The organism is Salipiger marinus, assembly GCF_900100085.1.
Taxonomy (GTDB): Bacteria; Pseudomonadota; Alphaproteobacteria; order Rhodobacterales; family Rhodobacteraceae; genus Salipiger; species Salipiger marinus.
In genome coordinates, this window is the sequence record NZ_FNEJ01000027.1 from 39,815 (window position 1) to 55,445 (window position 15,631).

At 69.0% G+C, this 15,631-nt stretch carries 16 protein-coding genes; 13 read left to right on the plus strand and 3 right to left on the minus strand.

Features of this window, described 5'->3' with window-relative positions; all coding sequences use genetic code 11:
* Window positions 1–233: 233 nt before the first annotated feature.
* Window positions 234–782: an AAA family ATPase gene (locus BLR51_RS22575; protein ID WP_089851242.1), complete on the minus strand. Its 549-nt coding sequence runs from the start codon at window positions 780–782 to the stop codon at window positions 234–236.
* Between the two features lie 174 nt (window positions 783–956).
* Between BLR51_RS22575 and BLR51_RS22580 the strand changes: the two genes are divergently transcribed.
* From BLR51_RS22580 to BLR51_RS22615, 8 genes are all read left to right on the plus strand, one after another.
* Window positions 957–1,454 (plus strand): cupin domain-containing protein, encoded by a 498-nt coding sequence (locus tag BLR51_RS22580; RefSeq protein WP_089851244.1) that lies wholly within the window; start codon window positions 957–959, stop codon window positions 1,452–1,454.
* 147 nt (window positions 1,455–1,601) lie between these two features.
* Window positions 1,602–2,840: an amidohydrolase family protein gene (locus BLR51_RS22585; protein ID WP_089851246.1), complete on the plus strand. Its 1,239-nt coding sequence runs from the start codon at window positions 1,602–1,604 to the stop codon at window positions 2,838–2,840.
* A gap of 117 nt (window positions 2,841–2,957) precedes the next feature.
* A complete protein-coding gene (locus tag BLR51_RS22590; RefSeq protein ID WP_375342697.1) occupies window positions 2,958–3,254 on the plus strand; it encodes a BufA1 family periplasmic bufferin-type metallophore in 297 nt (98 codons plus the stop codon).
* Between the two features lie 60 nt (window positions 3,255–3,314).
* Window positions 3,315–4,163 carry an MNIO family bufferin maturase gene (gene bufB / locus BLR51_RS22595; protein ID WP_089851250.1) on the plus strand — a complete coding sequence of 283 codons (849 nt, stop codon included), beginning with the start codon at window positions 3,315–3,317 and terminating at the stop codon, window positions 4,161–4,163.
* On the plus strand, window positions 4,147–4,896 hold the full coding sequence (locus BLR51_RS22600) for an HvfC/BufC N-terminal domain-containing protein (protein ID WP_089851252.1): 750 nt from the start codon (window positions 4,147–4,149) through the stop codon (window positions 4,894–4,896). The genes bufB and BLR51_RS22600 overlap by 17 nt, the downstream gene beginning before the upstream one ends.
* Before the next feature lie 3 nt (window positions 4,897–4,899).
* Window positions 4,900–5,355: a DoxX family protein gene (locus BLR51_RS22605; protein WP_089851255.1), complete on the plus strand. Its 456-nt coding sequence runs from the start codon at window positions 4,900–4,902 to the stop codon at window positions 5,353–5,355.
* A gap of 209 nt (window positions 5,356–5,564) precedes the next feature.
* Window positions 5,565–6,107 (plus strand): sigma-70 family RNA polymerase sigma factor, encoded by a 543-nt coding sequence (locus BLR51_RS22610; protein ID WP_242656815.1) that lies wholly within the window; start codon window positions 5,565–5,567, stop codon window positions 6,105–6,107.
* Complete coding sequence (locus BLR51_RS22615; RefSeq protein ID WP_089851257.1) at window positions 6,104–6,742, plus strand: NrsF family protein; 639 nt, start codon at window positions 6,104–6,106, stop codon at window positions 6,740–6,742. The genes BLR51_RS22610 and BLR51_RS22615 overlap by 4 nt, the downstream gene beginning before the upstream one ends.
* Before the next feature lie 14 nt (window positions 6,743–6,756).
* Here BLR51_RS22615 and BLR51_RS22620 read toward each other — a convergent pair whose 3' ends face one another.
* Complete coding sequence (locus BLR51_RS22620) at window positions 6,757–7,533, minus strand: transglutaminase-like domain-containing protein (RefSeq protein WP_089851259.1); 777 nt, start codon at window positions 7,531–7,533, stop codon at window positions 6,757–6,759.
* A 175-nt stretch (window positions 7,534–7,708) separates the two neighbouring features.
* Window positions 7,709–8,584, minus strand: a complete 876-nt coding sequence (locus BLR51_RS22625) for a LysR family transcriptional regulator (protein ID WP_089851261.1) — start codon at window positions 8,582–8,584, stop codon at window positions 7,709–7,711.
* Window positions 8,585–8,688: 104 nt separating this feature from the next.
* Here BLR51_RS22625 and BLR51_RS22630 point away from each other — a divergent pair, with 104 nt between their 5' ends.
* The 5 genes from BLR51_RS22630 to BLR51_RS22650 all read left to right on the plus strand — a co-directional run bounded on the left by BLR51_RS22630 (window position 8,689) and on the right by BLR51_RS22650 (window position 15,618).
* The gene (locus BLR51_RS22630) at window positions 8,689–10,299 is read left to right on the plus strand and encodes a GMC family oxidoreductase (protein ID WP_089851263.1); all 1,611 of its coding nucleotides are present in this window, start codon (window positions 8,689–8,691) and stop codon (window positions 10,297–10,299) included.
* Window positions 10,296–11,471 (plus strand): mandelate racemase/muconate lactonizing enzyme family protein, encoded by a 1,176-nt coding sequence (locus BLR51_RS22635; RefSeq protein WP_089851265.1) that lies wholly within the window; start codon window positions 10,296–10,298, stop codon window positions 11,469–11,471. Before BLR51_RS22630 ends, BLR51_RS22635 begins: the two co-directional genes overlap by 4 nt.
* Complete coding sequence (locus tag BLR51_RS22640; protein ID WP_089851268.1) at window positions 11,468–12,952, plus strand: aldehyde dehydrogenase family protein; 1,485 nt, start codon at window positions 11,468–11,470, stop codon at window positions 12,950–12,952. The genes BLR51_RS22635 and BLR51_RS22640 overlap by 4 nt, the downstream gene beginning before the upstream one ends.
* A 52-nt stretch (window positions 12,953–13,004) precedes the next feature.
* Window positions 13,005–14,570 (plus strand): ABC transporter substrate-binding protein, encoded by a 1,566-nt coding sequence (locus tag BLR51_RS22645; RefSeq protein WP_089851269.1) that lies wholly within the window; start codon window positions 13,005–13,007, stop codon window positions 14,568–14,570.
* Between the two features lie 94 nt (window positions 14,571–14,664).
* Complete coding sequence (locus tag BLR51_RS22650) at window positions 14,665–15,618, plus strand: ABC transporter permease (protein WP_089851271.1); 954 nt, start codon at window positions 14,665–14,667, stop codon at window positions 15,616–15,618.
* Window positions 15,619–15,631 lie beyond the last annotated feature (13 nt).

Consider the following 15,631-nt stretch of genomic DNA (forward strand, 5'->3'; position numbering starts at 1 on the left):
CCACCGAGGGAGACCGGGCCGATGGTGCAGAGCGGCGCCAACGCCTTCTGAGGCGCCGCGATGCGGGCGCGGGGGTGGAGGTTGGAAACCGTGATGAAAAGCATTGCCATGTGCGGGACCGTAGGAAAGGCGCCGCCGCCCTGTCGAGCCGGGTTTACCATACCTGGCCGAGTGCCGATGCCGCCTATGGGCCCGGGGATCCCTGCAACCGCGCGGGAAAAACTTGCGCGGCGCTAGGCTGTGGCGCGGGCGATATGGTCCAGCACCACGCGGGCCCGCTCCGCGACCGGGGCCAGCGGCAGGGGCCGCAGCTTGTAGCCCGCGGCGGCATAGGCGCGCTGCAGCGCCTCCGACGTGGCGACGGCTTCATCGAAATCCTGCCCCCGCTCGGCATCCTGCGCGAAGATCTGCCGCCATGGCGGGGCGAAGAACACCGTGCCGTGATAGCGGAACTGCTCCGCCGCGCGGTGCATGTGGCCGGGGGCACCGCCCTCGTAAAGCTCCAGATAGCCCACCACGTCGGGCAGGCCCCGGTCGAACAGCACGGGCCCCTCCAGCGCCTGCGCCTCGTGCCATGACCGCAACTCCCATTGCAGCATCAGCTCGGCGAAAAGGCGGCGGTCCGACCCGTGCCAGCCGCTGCCGCCGATCCGGCTCTGGTCGCGGATGATCGCCCGCCCCGCCTCCGGCATGGTGGCCAGACCCTGACGGGCCAGCGCCGAAATCAGCGCTGTCTTGCCCGATCCCGGGCCGCCGGTGATGACGAAAAACCGCGCGCTCATGGTCCTGCCTGTGCTTTGGGGGAGTTTGCCGCCGGCGCCATGGGGTGCCCTGCCGGAAGCCCGGACAGCATCGGCTCTCCACAGCCCGCCGTCAAGGCTGCGCGGACGCGCCCCGATTTCGCGATTGCCAAAACGCGGCCTCCGGTGCTCACTGCCGGACAGGAGGCCCTGACCATGACCCAGTCCCCCGTGATCCGCCTGACCGATCTGACCCTGTCGCCGCAGCACCATGGCACCCGTTTCGAGGCGGCGATGGCCGCCATCGCGGCGCCGCTTGGCGCGACCCATCTGGGCGCCCGGCTGGTCGAGGTGCCGCCCGGCAAGGCGGCATGGCCCTTCCACAGCCATCACGCCAATGACGAGATGTTCGTGATCCTGTCCGGCACCGGCACGCTGCGCCTTGGCACCGAAAGCCATGCGGTCGCGGCGGGCATGGTGGCGGTCTGCCCGGCGGGCGGGGCCGAGACCGCGCATCAGCTGACCGCCACCGGGGATCAGCCCCTGCGCTATCTCGCGATCAGCACGATGCGCGAACCCGATGTGATGGAATATCCCGACAGCGGCAAGATCACCGTCTTTGCCGGGGCCGCCCCCGGCGGCGACAAGGCGGCGCGGCGCATCGCGGCCTCGTTCCTGCAGGAAGACGCGGTTGATTACTGGGAGGGAGAGTGACGCGCTTCCGCCCCTGCCCGGATCCGCGGCACGCCTGAGGCTCGGGCCTGACCCGGCCCGGTCGGCATTTGCCTTCCCCCTGCCCGCGCGCCATGGTGGCCCCGACCAGCAGCCGCGGCGCCGCGCCGCCCCACCGGAGCCAGAGCCATGACCGACTTCATTCTGGAAAATCTGCGCCTTGCGGGCGAAAGCGGGCCGCAGTCGCTGCGCATCGCGCAGGGCCGCATCGTGGAGCGGGGACCGGGTGCCGGCGCGCTGGAGGACGATCTGCCGCGGCGCGACTGCGGCGGCTATCTGGCCTGCGCGGGCTTCGTGGACAGCCACATCCATCTGGACAAGGCGCTGATCCTTGACCGCTGCCCGATCTGCGAGGGTACCCTGGCCGAGGCCGTGCGGCTGACCGCCACCGCCAAGGCCGCCTTCACCGAGGAAGATGTCTATACCCGCGCCGCTGCCCTGCTGGAACGCGCCGTGCGCCATGGCACGCTGGTGATGCGCAGCTTTGTCGAGGTGGATCCCCGCGCCGGGCTGCGGTCCTTTCACGCGCTGGCGCGGCTGCGCGCCGATTATGCCGATGTGATCGACCTCGAACTTTGCGCCTTCGCGCAGGAGGGGCTGACGCAGGAGCCGCAGACGCTGGATCTGCTGCATGCCGCGCTGAGCGAGGGCGCCGATCTGCTGGGCGGCTGCCCCTATACCGACAGCGATCCGGTGGCGCATGTGACGCAGATCTTCGATCTGGCGGAACGGCACGGGGTGGCGGTGGATTTCCACGCCGATTTCGACCTTGACCCATCAGGCGCGATCCTGCCCGAAATCCTGTCCCAGACCCGCGCCCGCGGCATGGCGGGCCGGGTGTCGGTGGGGCATGCGACCAAGCTCGGTGCCCTGCCCCCGGACGAGGTGGCCCGCATCGCCGCGCAGATGCAGGCGGCGGGCGTGGCGCTTTGTGTGCTGCCCGCCACCGACCTGTTCCTGAACGGGCGCCAGCCCGGCCCCGAAGGCCTGCGTCCGCGCGGGCTGGCCCCGGCGCTGGCCTTGGCGCGCGCGGGCGTCACCGTGACGCTGGCCACCAACAACGTGCTCAACCCGTTCACGCCGCTGGGGGATGGCTCGCTGCTGCGCATGGCGGGGCTTTACGCCAATATCGCGCAGCTCGCCTCGGATGCCGAGATGGCCGAAACCTTTGCCATGATCACCGACGCGCCCGCAGCGCTGATGGGGCGCGACCGGGCGCTGGTCCCCGGGGCACCCGCCGACATCGTGCTGCTTGATGCGCCCGATCCCGCCATGGCGGTGCGCATGGGCGCCCCGGTGCGCGCCGTCTGGAAGGCGGGGCGGCTGGTGCTGGACCAGCCCCGCGCCGAGATCCTGCGCCACCGCTGACCGCCAACCGATCACGAAACCGCGATCCTTGTAACGCCGAGGCCCTGTCCTGCGAATTGCCTAGTGAAGGGCAGCAGACAGTCCTTCTGGTCTGACAAGGAGATGAACATGACCGCGATGACCCCCCGCTTTATCCTTGGCGCTTCGCTGGCCTGTGCGCTTGGCGCCATGGCCACCACGCCGGTCCACGCTCAGGCGATGGAAAAATGCTACGGCGTGTCGCTTGCCGGCAAGAACGACTGCGCGGCTGGCCCCGGAACCACCTGTGCCGGCACCTCGAAGGTGGATTATCAGGGCAACGCATGGACGCTGGTTCCCGAAGGCACCTGCATGACCATGGACCTGCCCGCAGCTGATGACGGCATGGCGCGCATGGGCTCGCTGGAGCCGCTGACCCGCGACATCCCGGCCTGATCCCCTTGGGGCGCGGATTCGCTCCGCGCCCCAGCCCCCACCCCCCGCAGGAGCAGCGCCATGACAGCCCTTCCCGCCGCGGCAGGTGTCGGGTTCAAGCCCGAGCATTTCGCCGCCATCCGCGCCGACCGGCCCCGCGTCGGCTTTTTCGAGGTTCACGCCGAAAACTACATGGGCGCGGGCGGGCTGCCGCATGTGCAGCTGGCCGCGATCCGCGAGGCCTATGCGCTGTCGATCCATGGCGTCGGCCTGTCCATCGGCGGCGCGCAGGGGCTTGACCGCGCGCATCTGGCCCGGCTGCGCGCCCTGTGCGACCGTTACCAGCCGGACAGCTTTTCCGAACATCTGGCATGGTCCAGCCATGGCGCCGACTATCTCAACGACCTGCTGCCGCTGCCCTATACGCCAGAGACGCTGGATCTGGTCGCGGCCCATGTCGATCAGGTGCAGGAGGGGCTGGGCCGCAGGATGCTGCTGGAAAACCCCGCGACCTATGTGCTGTTCGACCAGTCGACCCTGTCCGAGACCGAGTTTCTGGCCGAGCTTGCGCGGCGCACCGGCTGCGGGCTGCTTCTGGACGTGAACAACGTCTTTGTGTCCTGCACCAATCACGGCACCGATCCCCGCGCCTATCTGGCGGGGTTTCCGCTGGCGGCGGTGGCCGAGATCCATCTGGGCGGGCACGCGGCAGAGGATCTGCCCTCCGGCCCGCTGCTGATCGACAGCCATGGCGCGGCGGTGGCCGATCCGGTCTGGACGCTTTACGCAGAGGTCATCGCCCGCACCGGCCCGCTGCCGACGCTGGTGGAATGGGACAATGACCTGCCCGACTGGCCGGTGCTGGCCGCCGAAGCGGCGCGGGCCGACCATCTGCTCCGCGAGGCTGGCCGCCATGCCCGCGCATCCTGAGTTTCTGGCCCGGTTCGACGCGGCGCTGCGCGGCGGCGCGCTGCCTCCCGGCGTGACCGCCCGCGCCCCCGCCGAGGCCGAGCGGCGCTTTGCCGTCTATCGCAACAACGTCACCGTCAGCCTGACCGGGGCGCTGGCGGCGCGGTTCCCGGTGATCGCCCGGCTGGTGGGGCCTGCGTTTTTTGCGGCTCTGGCCCGGCATTTTGCGGAAACCCACCGCCCGCAGAGCCCGGTGATCGCCGAATGGGGGGCGGAGTTTCCGGAGTTTCTGGAAGGATTTCCGCCGCTTGCCGCCTATCCCTATATGGGCGATGTGGCGCGGATCGAACATGCGCGGGGCCGCGCCTTTCACGCCGCCGATGCCGCCCCGCTGCACCCCGCCCGGCTGGCGGGAGCGGATCCCGAGACGCTGCGGCTGGGGCTGCACCCCTCGCTGATCCTGCTGCGGCTGGCACATCCGGCGGTGTCGATCTGGGCGCGCAACCAGCCCGGCGGCGCGGATCTGCCGCTGGCGCGCGGCCCGCAGATCGCGCTGATCCTGCGCGATCCGGGCTATGAGGTGCAGCTGCGCGCCGTGACGGCGGGCGAGGCCGCGCTGATCGAGGCGCTGGTGCAGGGCCAGCCGCTGGCAGAGGCCGCCGCCCACGCCCATGCCGCCGATCCCGGGTTTGATCCCGCCCGCACCCTTCCCGAACTGATGCGCCACGGCGCGCTTGTCGATGCAAAGGTCTGACCCATGAACATGCTGCTTCAGCCGCTTGGCCGGTTCAATGCGCTGGCGGGCGCGATCCCCCGCGATGCCGTGGCGCTGGCGCTGCGGGTGTTTCCCGCGCTGGTGTTCTGGCAGTCCGGACGCACCAAGGTGGAGGGGCTATTTTCGATCAAGGACAGCACGTGGTATCTCTTCGAACAGGAATACGCCCTGCCGCTGATCCCGCCGCAGATCGCCGCCGTGCTGGCCACCTTTGCCGAACATCTGCTGCCGATCCTGATGATCGCGGGGCTGCTCACGCGGCTTTCGGCGCTGGGGCTGCTGGCGATGACGGCGGTCATCCAGATCTTCGTCTATCCCGGCGCGTGGGTCACCCACGGGCTCTGGGCTGCCGCGCTGCTGGCGCTGGTCGCCATGGGTCCGGGGCGCTGGTCGCTGGATCATGCGCTGCGGCTTGACCGGGGCTGCGGGCCGCGGTGATGGACGCGCTTTGTGTCGCCTGCGCTGCCGCGCCGCCGCGCAGGCAGGACTCCGCGCCGCCGCGCCTTCGGGACTGCGCCCCCTTGCGCATCCCCGATTGCGCGCCGCCGCGCATGGCGGATTGCGCGCCCCCGCGCATCCCCGATTGCGCGACTCCCGCCGACCGCGCTAGCCTGCCCGCGACAGCACGCAGGTCGCGGGAGGCCGGGTTGGACAAAGACCCCAGCTGGGAAAGCCTTCTGGCCCGCGCCAATGCGGGCGACAGCGCGGCCTTTGCCCGCTTTCTGACCGAGATCACGCCCAGCCTGCGCGCGCTGATCCGGGCGCGCGGCACCGCCCTGCCCGCCCATCAGCACGAGGACATCCTGCAGGAGGTGCTGCTGGCCATCCATCTGAAGCGCGGCAGCTGGCGGCAGGGATCGCCGGTGCGCCCGTGGCTTTACGCGGTGGCGCGCTACAAGATCGTGGATGCGTTCCGGCGCCGCAACGCCGCGATCCATCTGCCCATTGACGATTACGCCGACAGTCTGGAACAGGACATGCCCGACACGCCGCTTGCCGCGCGCGATGCCGACCGCCTGCTGGACCAGATCGACACGAGGTCCGCCGCGCTGGTGCGGGCCATTGCGCTGGACGGCGACAGCGCCGAAGAAGCAGGCGGCAGGCTGGGGCTCAGCGCGGGGGCGACGCGCGTCGCCCTGCACCGCGCGCTGAAGCGCCTGTCACAGCTTGCCGAAAGGATGAACCGATGACCAATTCCCCGCCGACCGAAGCTTTCATCCGCGATCTGGCCAGCCGCCCCGCCCCCGCGCCGCTGCGTCCGGCGCTGGTGGCGCTGGCCGTGGCGGGTGCAATCCTTGCCGGGCTGGCGCTGTTTTTTGCGCTGTTCGGCCTGCGCCCCGATCCCGGGGCGATGGCGCGGCCCGTGGTCGCCGCCAAGGCGCTGCTGCCGCTGGCGCTGGCGGGGCTGGCGTTGCCGCTGGCGCTGCTTTCGGTGCGACCGGGCGCGCGGCTGCCGCTCTGGCCGCTGCTGGTGCCGGTGGCGCTGGCCGCAGGGCTTTTTGCGGCGCGGCTGATCGACCTGCCGCCGCAGCGCCTGCTGCCCGACCTGATGGGGCAGACCGCGCTGGCCTGCCTGATTTCCGTCGTCACGCTGTCGCTGCTGCCGCTGGCGGCGGGGCTGGCGCTGCTGCGCCGTGGCGCGCCCACCCGTCCGGTGCTGTCCGGCGCGCTGACCGGACTTGCCGCCAGCGCGGGCACCGCCGCAGGCTATGCGCTGCACTGCACCGAGGATTCGCCGCTGTTCTATGTCAGCTGGTATGGGCTCGCGCTCTGCCTTGCAAGCGCGCTTGGCGCGTGGCTGGGCCACCGCCACCTGCGCTGGTAGCGCAGGCCCGCCGCTCAGACGCGGGACACCTGCACCGACTGCCACAGCATTTCCGCAGGCACCTGCGATTCCATGAAGGCCACGTCATAGGCATCGCGCCCCACCGCGATCACCGCCATCGTGTCTGCGCGGCACATGCCGGTGGCGTCGACCAGATGCCAGCCACCGCTGAGCCAGACCTGCGCCACGGCGTGGAAATCCGGCGGCGTCACATCGGGGCTGTAGACCGCGACCATCCGCGCCGGGATCTGCGCCGCCCGCGTCAGCGCGCACATCAGATGGGCGTAATCGCGGCACACGCCCTGCCGCCCGGCAAAGGTTTCCAGCACCGTGGTGCTGGCATCGGAACTGCCCGGCACATAGGCCAGCTCGGCCTCGATCCAGTCGCGCATGGCGCTGATCTTGGCGCCGCCGCCAAGCCCGCCGAAGCGCTTTTCGACAAAGGACACGAACTTGTCGGACTGGCAGTAAAGCGAGGGGCGCAGATAGGGCACCGCCTCGCCGGGCAGCAGATGCAGCGGATCGGCCTGCAGCTGGTCCAGCACCTGACTGCGCCGGGTGATGTCCAGCAGCGCGCGATAGCTCAGACGCATCTCGTCGCCCGGCACGCGCGCCCATATCCGTTCGCCGACCCCGGCATCGCCGGTGATGCGGGTCACATCGGCTGTGCCAAGATCCAGCGTCTCCTGCACGAGCCTCTGCCCCTCGGTCTGTCCGGCCTGCAGGGCCAGAAAGACGGTGTTGGACCGCTGGAACCGGTAATGCAGGGCCACGTCGATCTGGATGCGCATCAAGACTCCTATTGCCAGACATTTGCCTGCGACGCTCGGGCGGATCCTGCGTTGCGGATCCGGAGCGTCCTGCCGCCGCGTGACGGGCCGCGCAGGTCATGGCCCGTGCCCTAACCGTTCCTCAGCCGCGCTACAACCGGCGAACCGGGCCTGAGGGCACCACAGACCGGCTCCGTCACGCCTCGGTCGCGGAGTCGGTCAGCCATGCGACGATGGCCGCCACCTCGGGACGGTGCAGGTTGGTGCTGTGCGGGATGACGATGTGATGCCCCAGCCGTTCGGGCAGGGTTTCCGGACAGGCGGGCACCAGCCGCCCGTCGCGCAGATAGGGCCGGGCAAACACCTCGGCCACCAGCGCATAGCCGCGCCCTGAGGCGGCGTAATCAAGCGCGATCAGCGACTGGTCCACGATCAGCGCGGGCGGCGGCAGGTCCACATCCGGGACATGGCAGCTGAAAAACTCCTCCCAGCTGTCCAGAACCCCGGTGATCTCGATCAGGGGGCGGGTCGCGATCTCGGCGGCGGGCGCCACCAGCGCGGGCGTCGACACCGGCAGCACCCGGCCCTGAATCAGCCGCGAGACCGTGCCATCGGTCCATGTGCCGTCGCCATAGCGGATGTCGATGTCGATGCCGTCGCGCCCGGCATCCTCGGACCACGAGGTCGACAGCAGCCGCAGCGAGATCTCGGGATGGGTCAGGTGGAAGCTCTGCAGATGCGGCAGCAGCCACAGCATGGTCAGCGAACTGAGACAGCGCAGCGTGACCGTATGCGTGTGACTTTTGCCGAAAAGCCCGGCGGTGGAATTGTTCAGCGTCGCAAAGGCCTGCGTCACGATCGGCAGGTAGCTCTGCCCGAGCCGCGTCAGGTGCAGCTCCCGCCGGTGCCGGGTGAACAGCGGCTGACCCAGCTGCGCCTCCAGCGCGCGGACCTGATAGCTGATCGCCGAGGGGGTCAGGTTCAGTTCCGACGCGGCGCGGGTGAAATTGCCCAGCCGGGCGCTGGCCTCGAACGCGCGCAGCCATGGCAGGGGCGGCAGATCGTTGAACATGGGGCAGACCCTTCTGCGAAAAATTTCGATGCTGAGGCAAATTATTATTCGTTAGCCCCTTCCGCCGTCAAACTGTCACACTGGCGGCACAACAGGGGGACCATGTGACGCAGTACGATTACATCATTGTGGGCGCCGGATCGGCAGGCTGCGTGCTGGCCGAACGGCTGAGCCGGTCGGGCCGCCATTCGGTCCTGCTGCTGGAGGCCGGAGGCCGCGACCACCTGCCGTGGATCACCATGCCGCTGGGGTATGGCAAGACCTTCTATCACCCGCGCGTCAACTGGCGCTACAGCGCCGCCCCGGACGAGGGGCTGAACGGGCGCAGCGATTACTGGCCGCGCGGTCGCGTGGTGGGCGGGTCCGGATCCATCAACGCGATGCTTTACGCGCGGGGCCGCCCCGAGGATTTTGACGACTGGCAGGCCTCTGGCGCCGAGGGCTGGGGCTGGGACGCGGTCCGCGACGCCTATGCGCAGATCGAAACGCAGGTGGCCCCGGACGGCACACGGCAGGGCAGCGGCCCGGTGCATGTGCAGGACGTGTCGGACCAGATCCACCCGGTGACCCGGCATTTCTTCGACGCCGCGCGCGATCTGGGGCTTGGCACCTGCGACGATCCCAATGCCGCCGATGCCGAAGGTGCTGCCGCCTACCGCATCAACACCCGGCGCGGGCAGCGCCATTCCTCGGCCCGCGCCATGCTGCGCCCTGCCCTGCGCCGCCCCAACCTGCGGCTGGAAACCGGCGCGCTGGTACAGGGCCTGCGCATCGAAGAGCGCCGCGCCGTCGCCGTGCGCTATGCCCGCCATGGCCGCGTGACCGAGGCGCGGGCGGGGCGCGAGATCCTGCTGGCGGCAGGCGCCGTGACCTCGCCCCGGCTGCTGCAGCTGTCGGGCATCGGCCCTGCCGAGACGCTGCGCGCGGCGGGGCTTGCCGTGCTCGACGACAATCCCAATGTCGGCGGGCATCTGCAGGACCATCTGGGCATCAGCTATCTGTACCGCGCCACCGAACCCACGCTGAACAACGCGCTGGCGCCGCTGTCGGGCAAGCTGCGGGCGGGGCTGCAATATCTGCTGACCCGGCGCGGCCCGCTGGCGCTGTCGGTGAACCAGTGCGGCGGCTATTTCCGTTCTGACCCGGCGCTGGCGCGGCCCGACCAGCAGCTTTATTTCAACCCGGTGACCTATACGACCACGCCCAAGGGCACGCGGACGGTCATCAATCCCGATCCGTTTCCGGGCTTCATCATCGGCTTTTCGCCCACCCGCCCGACCAGCCGGGGCCGCATCGACATCACCTCGGCCAATCCCGGCGATGCGCCGCTGATCCGGCCCGGCAGCCTTGCCACCGCCGAAGACCGCGCCGCCGTCATCGCGGGCGGGCGGCTCTGCCAGAGCTTCATGCAGAGCGCGGCCATGGCGCCGCTGATCGCCGGACCCATCGGCGCCGATCTGCGCGGCATGGACGATGCCGCCCTCCTTGCCGATTTCCGCGACCGCAGCGGATCGGTGTTTCACCCGGTGGGCACCTGCCGGATGGGGCGCTGCGCCGCAGATTCGGTGGTCGATCCCCGGCTCAGGGTGCACGGGATCGGCGGGCTGCGCGCGGTCGATGCGTCGGTCTTTCCCAACCTCACCTCCGCCAACACCAACGCGCCCACGATGATGGTCGCATGGCGCGCCGCCGACATGATTCTGGAGGACGCATGACACAGCCCTATTCCGCCTCGGGCGCCGTCCCGCTGCGCGCCGCCTCCGGCGCCGAAGATACCGGCCCGCGCCTGACCCGGATCGAGACCTTCACCACGCCGCTGGTGGGCTTCGTGCGCGTCACCACCGAGGATGGCGCCTCCGGCTGGGGGCAGGTGTCGCCCTATAATGCCGACATCACCTGTCAGGTTCTGCACCGGCAGGTGGCGCCTTGGGCGCTGGGGCGCGGCACCGACGCGCTGGAAGAGGTCATCGCGCAGATCCCCGAACGCGAACACAAATACCCCGGCACCTATCTGTGCCGCGCCATGGCCGGGCTCGACACGGCGGTCTGGGACTGGCGCGGCAAGGTCGCGGGCCTGCCGGTCTGCACCCTGCTGGGCGGCACGCCCGGGCGGGTGCGCGCCTATGCCTCCTCGATGCGGCGCGACATCTCCGCCGAGGAGGAGACGCGGCGGATGCAGGCCCTGCGCGACCGCCACGGCTTTGACGCCTTCAAGGTGCGGGTGGGGGCCGAATGCGGCCATGACCGCGACGAATGGCCGGGCCGCACCGAGGCGATCATCCCCGCGCTGCGCCGCGCCATGGGGCCAGAGGCGAGCCTGCTCGTGGATGCCAATTCCGGCTTCTCGCCGGAGCGCGCCATCGCCGTGGGCGGGCTGCTGCAGGATCACGGCTTCGAGCATTTCGAGGAACCCTGCCCCTATTGGGAGATGGAGCAGACCGCCCGTGTCCGCGCCGCGCTGGACCTTGACGTGGCGGGCGGCGAACAGGACTGGGATCTGGTCAACTGGCGCCGGATGATCGCGCTGCGCGCGGTGGACATCGTGCAGCCGGACATCCTTTATGTCGGGGGCATGATCCGGGCGATGCAGGTGGCGCGGATGGGTGATGCGGCGGGCCTGCCCTGCACGCCCCATGCCGCCAACCTGTCGCTGGTCACGCTGTTCACCCTGCATCTGCTGCGCGCCGTGCCCAATCCGGGCCGCTATCTGGAATTCTCCATCGAGGGACCGGACTATTACCCGTGGCAGGAGGGGCTGTTCCGCAACGATCCCTACACCGTGACCGACGGTCATCTGACGGTCACCGACGCGCCGGGCTGGGGGGTGGAAATCACCGCCGATTTTCTTGCCCGCGCCACCTATCACAGCAGCGAGGCTCCTTCATGACCGCCGCCGATCTGATCCACACCTATCGCACCACCGGCACCCTGCCCCATCTGCCGCAGGGGCATTTCATCGACGGGGCGCTGCATCCCGCGCTTGACGGCGCGGAGATGGACAGCTTTGATCCGGGCCGCGCGCAGGTGCTGGGCCGCTTTGCCGCCGGAAGCGCCGCCGATGTGGACCGGGCGCTGAGCGCGGCGGAGCGCGGCTTTGCGGTCTGGCGCGACACGCCCCCCGCCACGCGCTGCCGCATCCTGATCGCCGTCGCGATGCTGATCCGGGCAGAGGCCGATCTGCTGGCGGTGGTGGAATCGCTCGACAGCGGCAAGACCCTTGCCGAAGCGCAGGGCGACATCGCGGGATCGGCGCGGCTTTTCGAATATTACGCGGGCGCCGCCGACAAGCTTGACGGGCGCAGCCCCGATCTGGGCGGGGCGACCGTGGCCTTCACCAGCCGCGAACCGGTGGGCATCACCGCCCATATCGTGCCGTGGAACTACCCCACCTCCACGCTGGTGCGCGGCATCGCCCCGGCGCTGGCGGCGGGCTGTTCCGCCGTGGTGAAACCTGCTGAAACCACGCCCTTTACCGCGCTGCTGCTCGCCGACCTGCTGGTGCGGGCGGGGGTTCCGGCGGGGGTGGTCAATGTGGTCACCGGCACCGGCGCCGAGGCGGGGGCGGCGCTGGTCCGCGATCCGCGTGTCCGCCATGTCACCTTTACCGGGTCGGTGGATACCGGCATCGACGTGATGCGCGCCGCCGCCCCCAATGTCACCGGGCTGACGCTGGAACTGGGCGGCAAGTCGCCTCTGGTGGCCTTTGGCGATGCCAAGGCCGATCAGGTGGCCGAAGGCGCGCTTTGGGCGATCTTTTCCAATTCGGGGCAGATCTGTTCGGCGGGATCGCGGCTGATCCTGCACCGCTCGCTGCATGACGAGGTGCTGTCGCGGCTGGTGGAGCGGGCGCGCGGGCTGCGCCTGGGGCATGGGCTGGGCAATCCCGACATGGGCGCGATCAATTCCGCGCTGCACCTGTCGCGGGTGGCGGCCCATGTCGATGCCGCGCGCGACCGCGGGCTCGACATCGTGACCGGCGGCCATGCCCTGCAGGATCCCGAAAGCGGGCTGGGCTGGTTCTACGCCCCCACCATCCTTGATCGTGTTGCATCCGACGACCCGGCAGTGCGACAAGAGATCTTCGGGCCGGTCCTGACGGTTCAGGTCTTTGACGAGATCGACGAGGCCGTAGCGCTCGCCAACGGGACCGATTTTGCGCTGAATGCCGGCATCTACACGCCGGACATCTCGACGGCGCTGCAGGCGGCCCGCCGCATCGACGCCGGCCAGATCGCGATCAACGATTACTGGGCCGGCGGCATAGAGCTGCCCTTTGGCGGCAACCGAAAATCCGGCTTTGGCCGCGAAAAGGGGCTCGAAGGGCTGGAGGCCTACACGCGCACCAAATCCATCGCTTTTGCGGTCTGAGAACGCCCCGGAACGGGGCCGCCGCCACACATACACAGAGGAGGATCTGACAATGACCAGTTCGACATGGGGCGCCTCGCGCCGCGATTTCATGGCAGGGGCCGCCGCCGGGGGCCTGCTGCTGGGCATGGCTCTGCCGGGTGCGGCCCGCGCACAGGACAGCACGCCCAAGAAGGGTGGCACGCTGCGGGTGGGCTACACGCAGGGCGAAAGCTCTGACTCGCTGGATCCCGCCACCTATTCCAACGATTTCATGTTCGCCACCAGCTATGCGGTGTTTTCGACGCTGGTCGAGATCGGCCCGGATGGCACCGCCCAGCCCGATCTTGCCGAAAGCTTCGAGCCAAGCGCCGATGCCGCCAGCTGGACCTTCCGGCTGCGCGACGATGCAACCTTTTCCGATGGCAGGACGGTGCGGGCGGCCGATGTCATCTCGTCGATCCGGCACCATATGGGCGAGGGTTCTAAATCCGGCGTGAAGAGCCTGCTGGACCAGATCTCCGACATCCGCGCCGATGGCGACAAGGTGGTGATCTTTGACCTGAAGGCGGGCAGCGCCGATTTCCCGCTGATCCTCAACGACTATCACCTGACCATCCGTCAGGACATGGACGGCCGCATCGACCCCGACAGCCGCATCGGCAGCGGCGGCTATGTCATCGAAAGCTTCGAGCCGGGTGTGCGGATCGAACTGGTCCGCCGCGACGATTACTGGAAGCAGGGCCGCGCGCATTTCGACCGCGTGGTGCTGCTGAAGGTCGGTGATCCGGCTGCGCGGATGAACGCGCTGGTGACGGGCGAGGTGGATCTGATCGACCGGCCCGACCTCAAGACCCTGCCGCTGATGGCGCGCAATCCCAACCTGCGCGTGCATACCCAGAACGGCACGCTGCATTACACCATGCCGATGAACGTCACCGCAGCCCCCTTTGACGACGTGAACGTGCGCATGGCGCTCAAACATGCCATCGACCGGCAGGCCATCGTCGACAAGATCCTGCTTGGCTATGGCTCGGTGGGCAATGACCACCCGATCGCAAGCTCCATGCGGTTCTACAATGCCGATCTGGAACAGCACGCCTATGACCCCGACAAGGCCAAGCATTACCTGTCCAAGGCCGGGCTCGACAGTCTTGACGTGACGCTGCAGACCTCTGACGCGGCCTTCAACGGGGCGGTGGATGCCTCGGTGCTGTTTGGCGAGGCGGCGCGCGCGGCCAATATCACCCTCAGCGTCTCGCGCGAACCCGATGACGGCTACTGGTCGAATGTCTGGCTGAAAAGCCCGTTCTGCTGCAGCTACTGGGGCGGGCGCCCGACGGCGGATCTGATGTTCAGCTCGGCCTATGCCGCAGAAGCCGACTGGAACGAGACAAGCTGGAGCAATCCGCGTTTCAATGACCTGCTGGTCAGCGCCCGGTCCGAACTGGATCAGGACCGCCGGGCAGAGATGTATGCCGAGATGCAGACGCTGTGCCAGACCGATGGCGGCGCGCTGATCCCGGCGTTCGGGCAGTATGTCTCGGCCATGAGCACCCGCATCAACATGCCGGAACAGATCTCGGAAATGTGGGATCTCGACAGCGTCCGCTTCATCGAGCGGTGGTGGATGGCCTGACGCCAGCCCCATGGCGGCGACCGGATCCGGTCGCCCTGACACCACCTTGCCGCCCGTGCCAGTCCTTGGCCGGGCGGCCTGCGGAGAACACCCGATGTCGCCTGTCCCCAAACTGATCCTGCAGCGCCTTGTTCTGGGCGTGGTCACGCTGTTCCTCGTTTCGGCGCTGATCTTTGTCGGGATCGAACTGCAGCCCGGCGATCTGGCCGAGCAGATCCTTGGCCAGTCCGCCACCCCCGACACGCTTGCCGCATGGCGGGCGGAACTTGGCCTCGACCTGCCACCGCATGTCCGCTACCTGAACTGGCTGGGCGGCGTGATGCAGGGCGATCTGGGCAATTCGCTGGCCTCGCGCCGTCCGGTGGCGGATCTGCTGTCGCAGCGGCTGGCCAACACGATGTTCCTTGCGGGCTATGCGGCGGTGATCTCCGTGCCCGTCGCGGTGGTGCTGGGGCTGCTTGCGGCGCTCTGGCGCAACGGCATCTTCGACCGGGGCGTGAATGTCGGCGCGCTTAGCGCGATTTCCATGCCGGAATTCTTTGTCGCCTATGTGCTGATCCTCGTCTTCTCGATCCAGCTGGGCTGGTTCCCGACGCTGGCGCGCATCGACGAGGCGCAGTCGCTTGGCGACGCGCTTTATCGCTGTTTCCTGCCCGCGCTGACGCTGATGCTGGTGGTGGTCGCGCATATGATGCGGATGACCCGCGCCGCCGTGATCAACGTGCTGGCCTCCCCCTATATCGAGATGGCGCGGCTGAAGGGCGTGCCGCGCTGGCGGATCATCCTGCGCCATGCCCTGCCCAATGCCGCAGCCCCCATCATCAATGTCGTGGCGCTGAACCTCGCCTATCTGATCGTCGGCGTCGTGGTGGTGGAGGCGGTGTTCTCCTATCCGGGCATGGGGCAGCTGCTGGTCGATGCGGTGTCGAGCCGCGACCTGCCGGTGGTGCAGGCGGTCGGGCTATTCTTTGCCGCAACCTATGTGACGCTGAACGTGCTGGCCGACATCCTGTCGATCCTGTCCAATCCCCGCCTGCGCCGCGGCTGACCGAGATGAATGT

Coding starts and splice junctions, on each gene's coding strand:
- BLR51_RS22575 (WP_089851242.1), bottom strand. CDS start 782: ATGAGCGCGCGGTTTTTCGTCATCACCGGCGGCCCGGGATCGGGCAAG.
- BLR51_RS22580 (WP_089851244.1), top strand. CDS start 957: ATGACCCAGTCCCCCGTGATCCGCCTGACCGATCTGACCCTGTCGCCG.
- BLR51_RS22585 (WP_089851246.1), top strand. CDS start 1,602: ATGACCGACTTCATTCTGGAAAATCTGCGCCTTGCGGGCGAAAGCGGG.
- BLR51_RS22590 (WP_375342697.1), top strand. CDS start 2,958: ATGACCCCCCGCTTTATCCTTGGCGCTTCGCTGGCCTGTGCGCTTGGC.
- bufB (WP_089851250.1), top strand. CDS start 3,315: ATGACAGCCCTTCCCGCCGCGGCAGGTGTCGGGTTCAAGCCCGAGCAT.
- BLR51_RS22600 (WP_089851252.1), top strand. CDS start 4,147: ATGCCCGCGCATCCTGAGTTTCTGGCCCGGTTCGACGCGGCGCTGCGC.
- BLR51_RS22605 (WP_089851255.1), top strand. CDS start 4,900: ATGAACATGCTGCTTCAGCCGCTTGGCCGGTTCAATGCGCTGGCGGGC.
- BLR51_RS22615 (WP_089851257.1), top strand. CDS start 6,104: ATGACCAATTCCCCGCCGACCGAAGCTTTCATCCGCGATCTGGCCAGC.
- BLR51_RS22620 (WP_089851259.1), bottom strand. CDS start 7,533: ATGCGCATCCAGATCGACGTGGCCCTGCATTACCGGTTCCAGCGGTCC.
- BLR51_RS22625 (WP_089851261.1), bottom strand. CDS start 8,584: ATGTTCAACGATCTGCCGCCCCTGCCATGGCTGCGCGCGTTCGAGGCC.
- BLR51_RS22635 (WP_089851265.1), top strand. CDS start 10,296: ATGACACAGCCCTATTCCGCCTCGGGCGCCGTCCCGCTGCGCGCCGCC.
- BLR51_RS22640 (WP_089851268.1), top strand. CDS start 11,468: ATGACCGCCGCCGATCTGATCCACACCTATCGCACCACCGGCACCCTG.
- BLR51_RS22645 (WP_089851269.1), top strand. CDS start 13,005: ATGACCAGTTCGACATGGGGCGCCTCGCGCCGCGATTTCATGGCAGGG.
- BLR51_RS22650 (WP_089851271.1), top strand. CDS start 14,665: ATGTCGCCTGTCCCCAAACTGATCCTGCAGCGCCTTGTTCTGGGCGTG.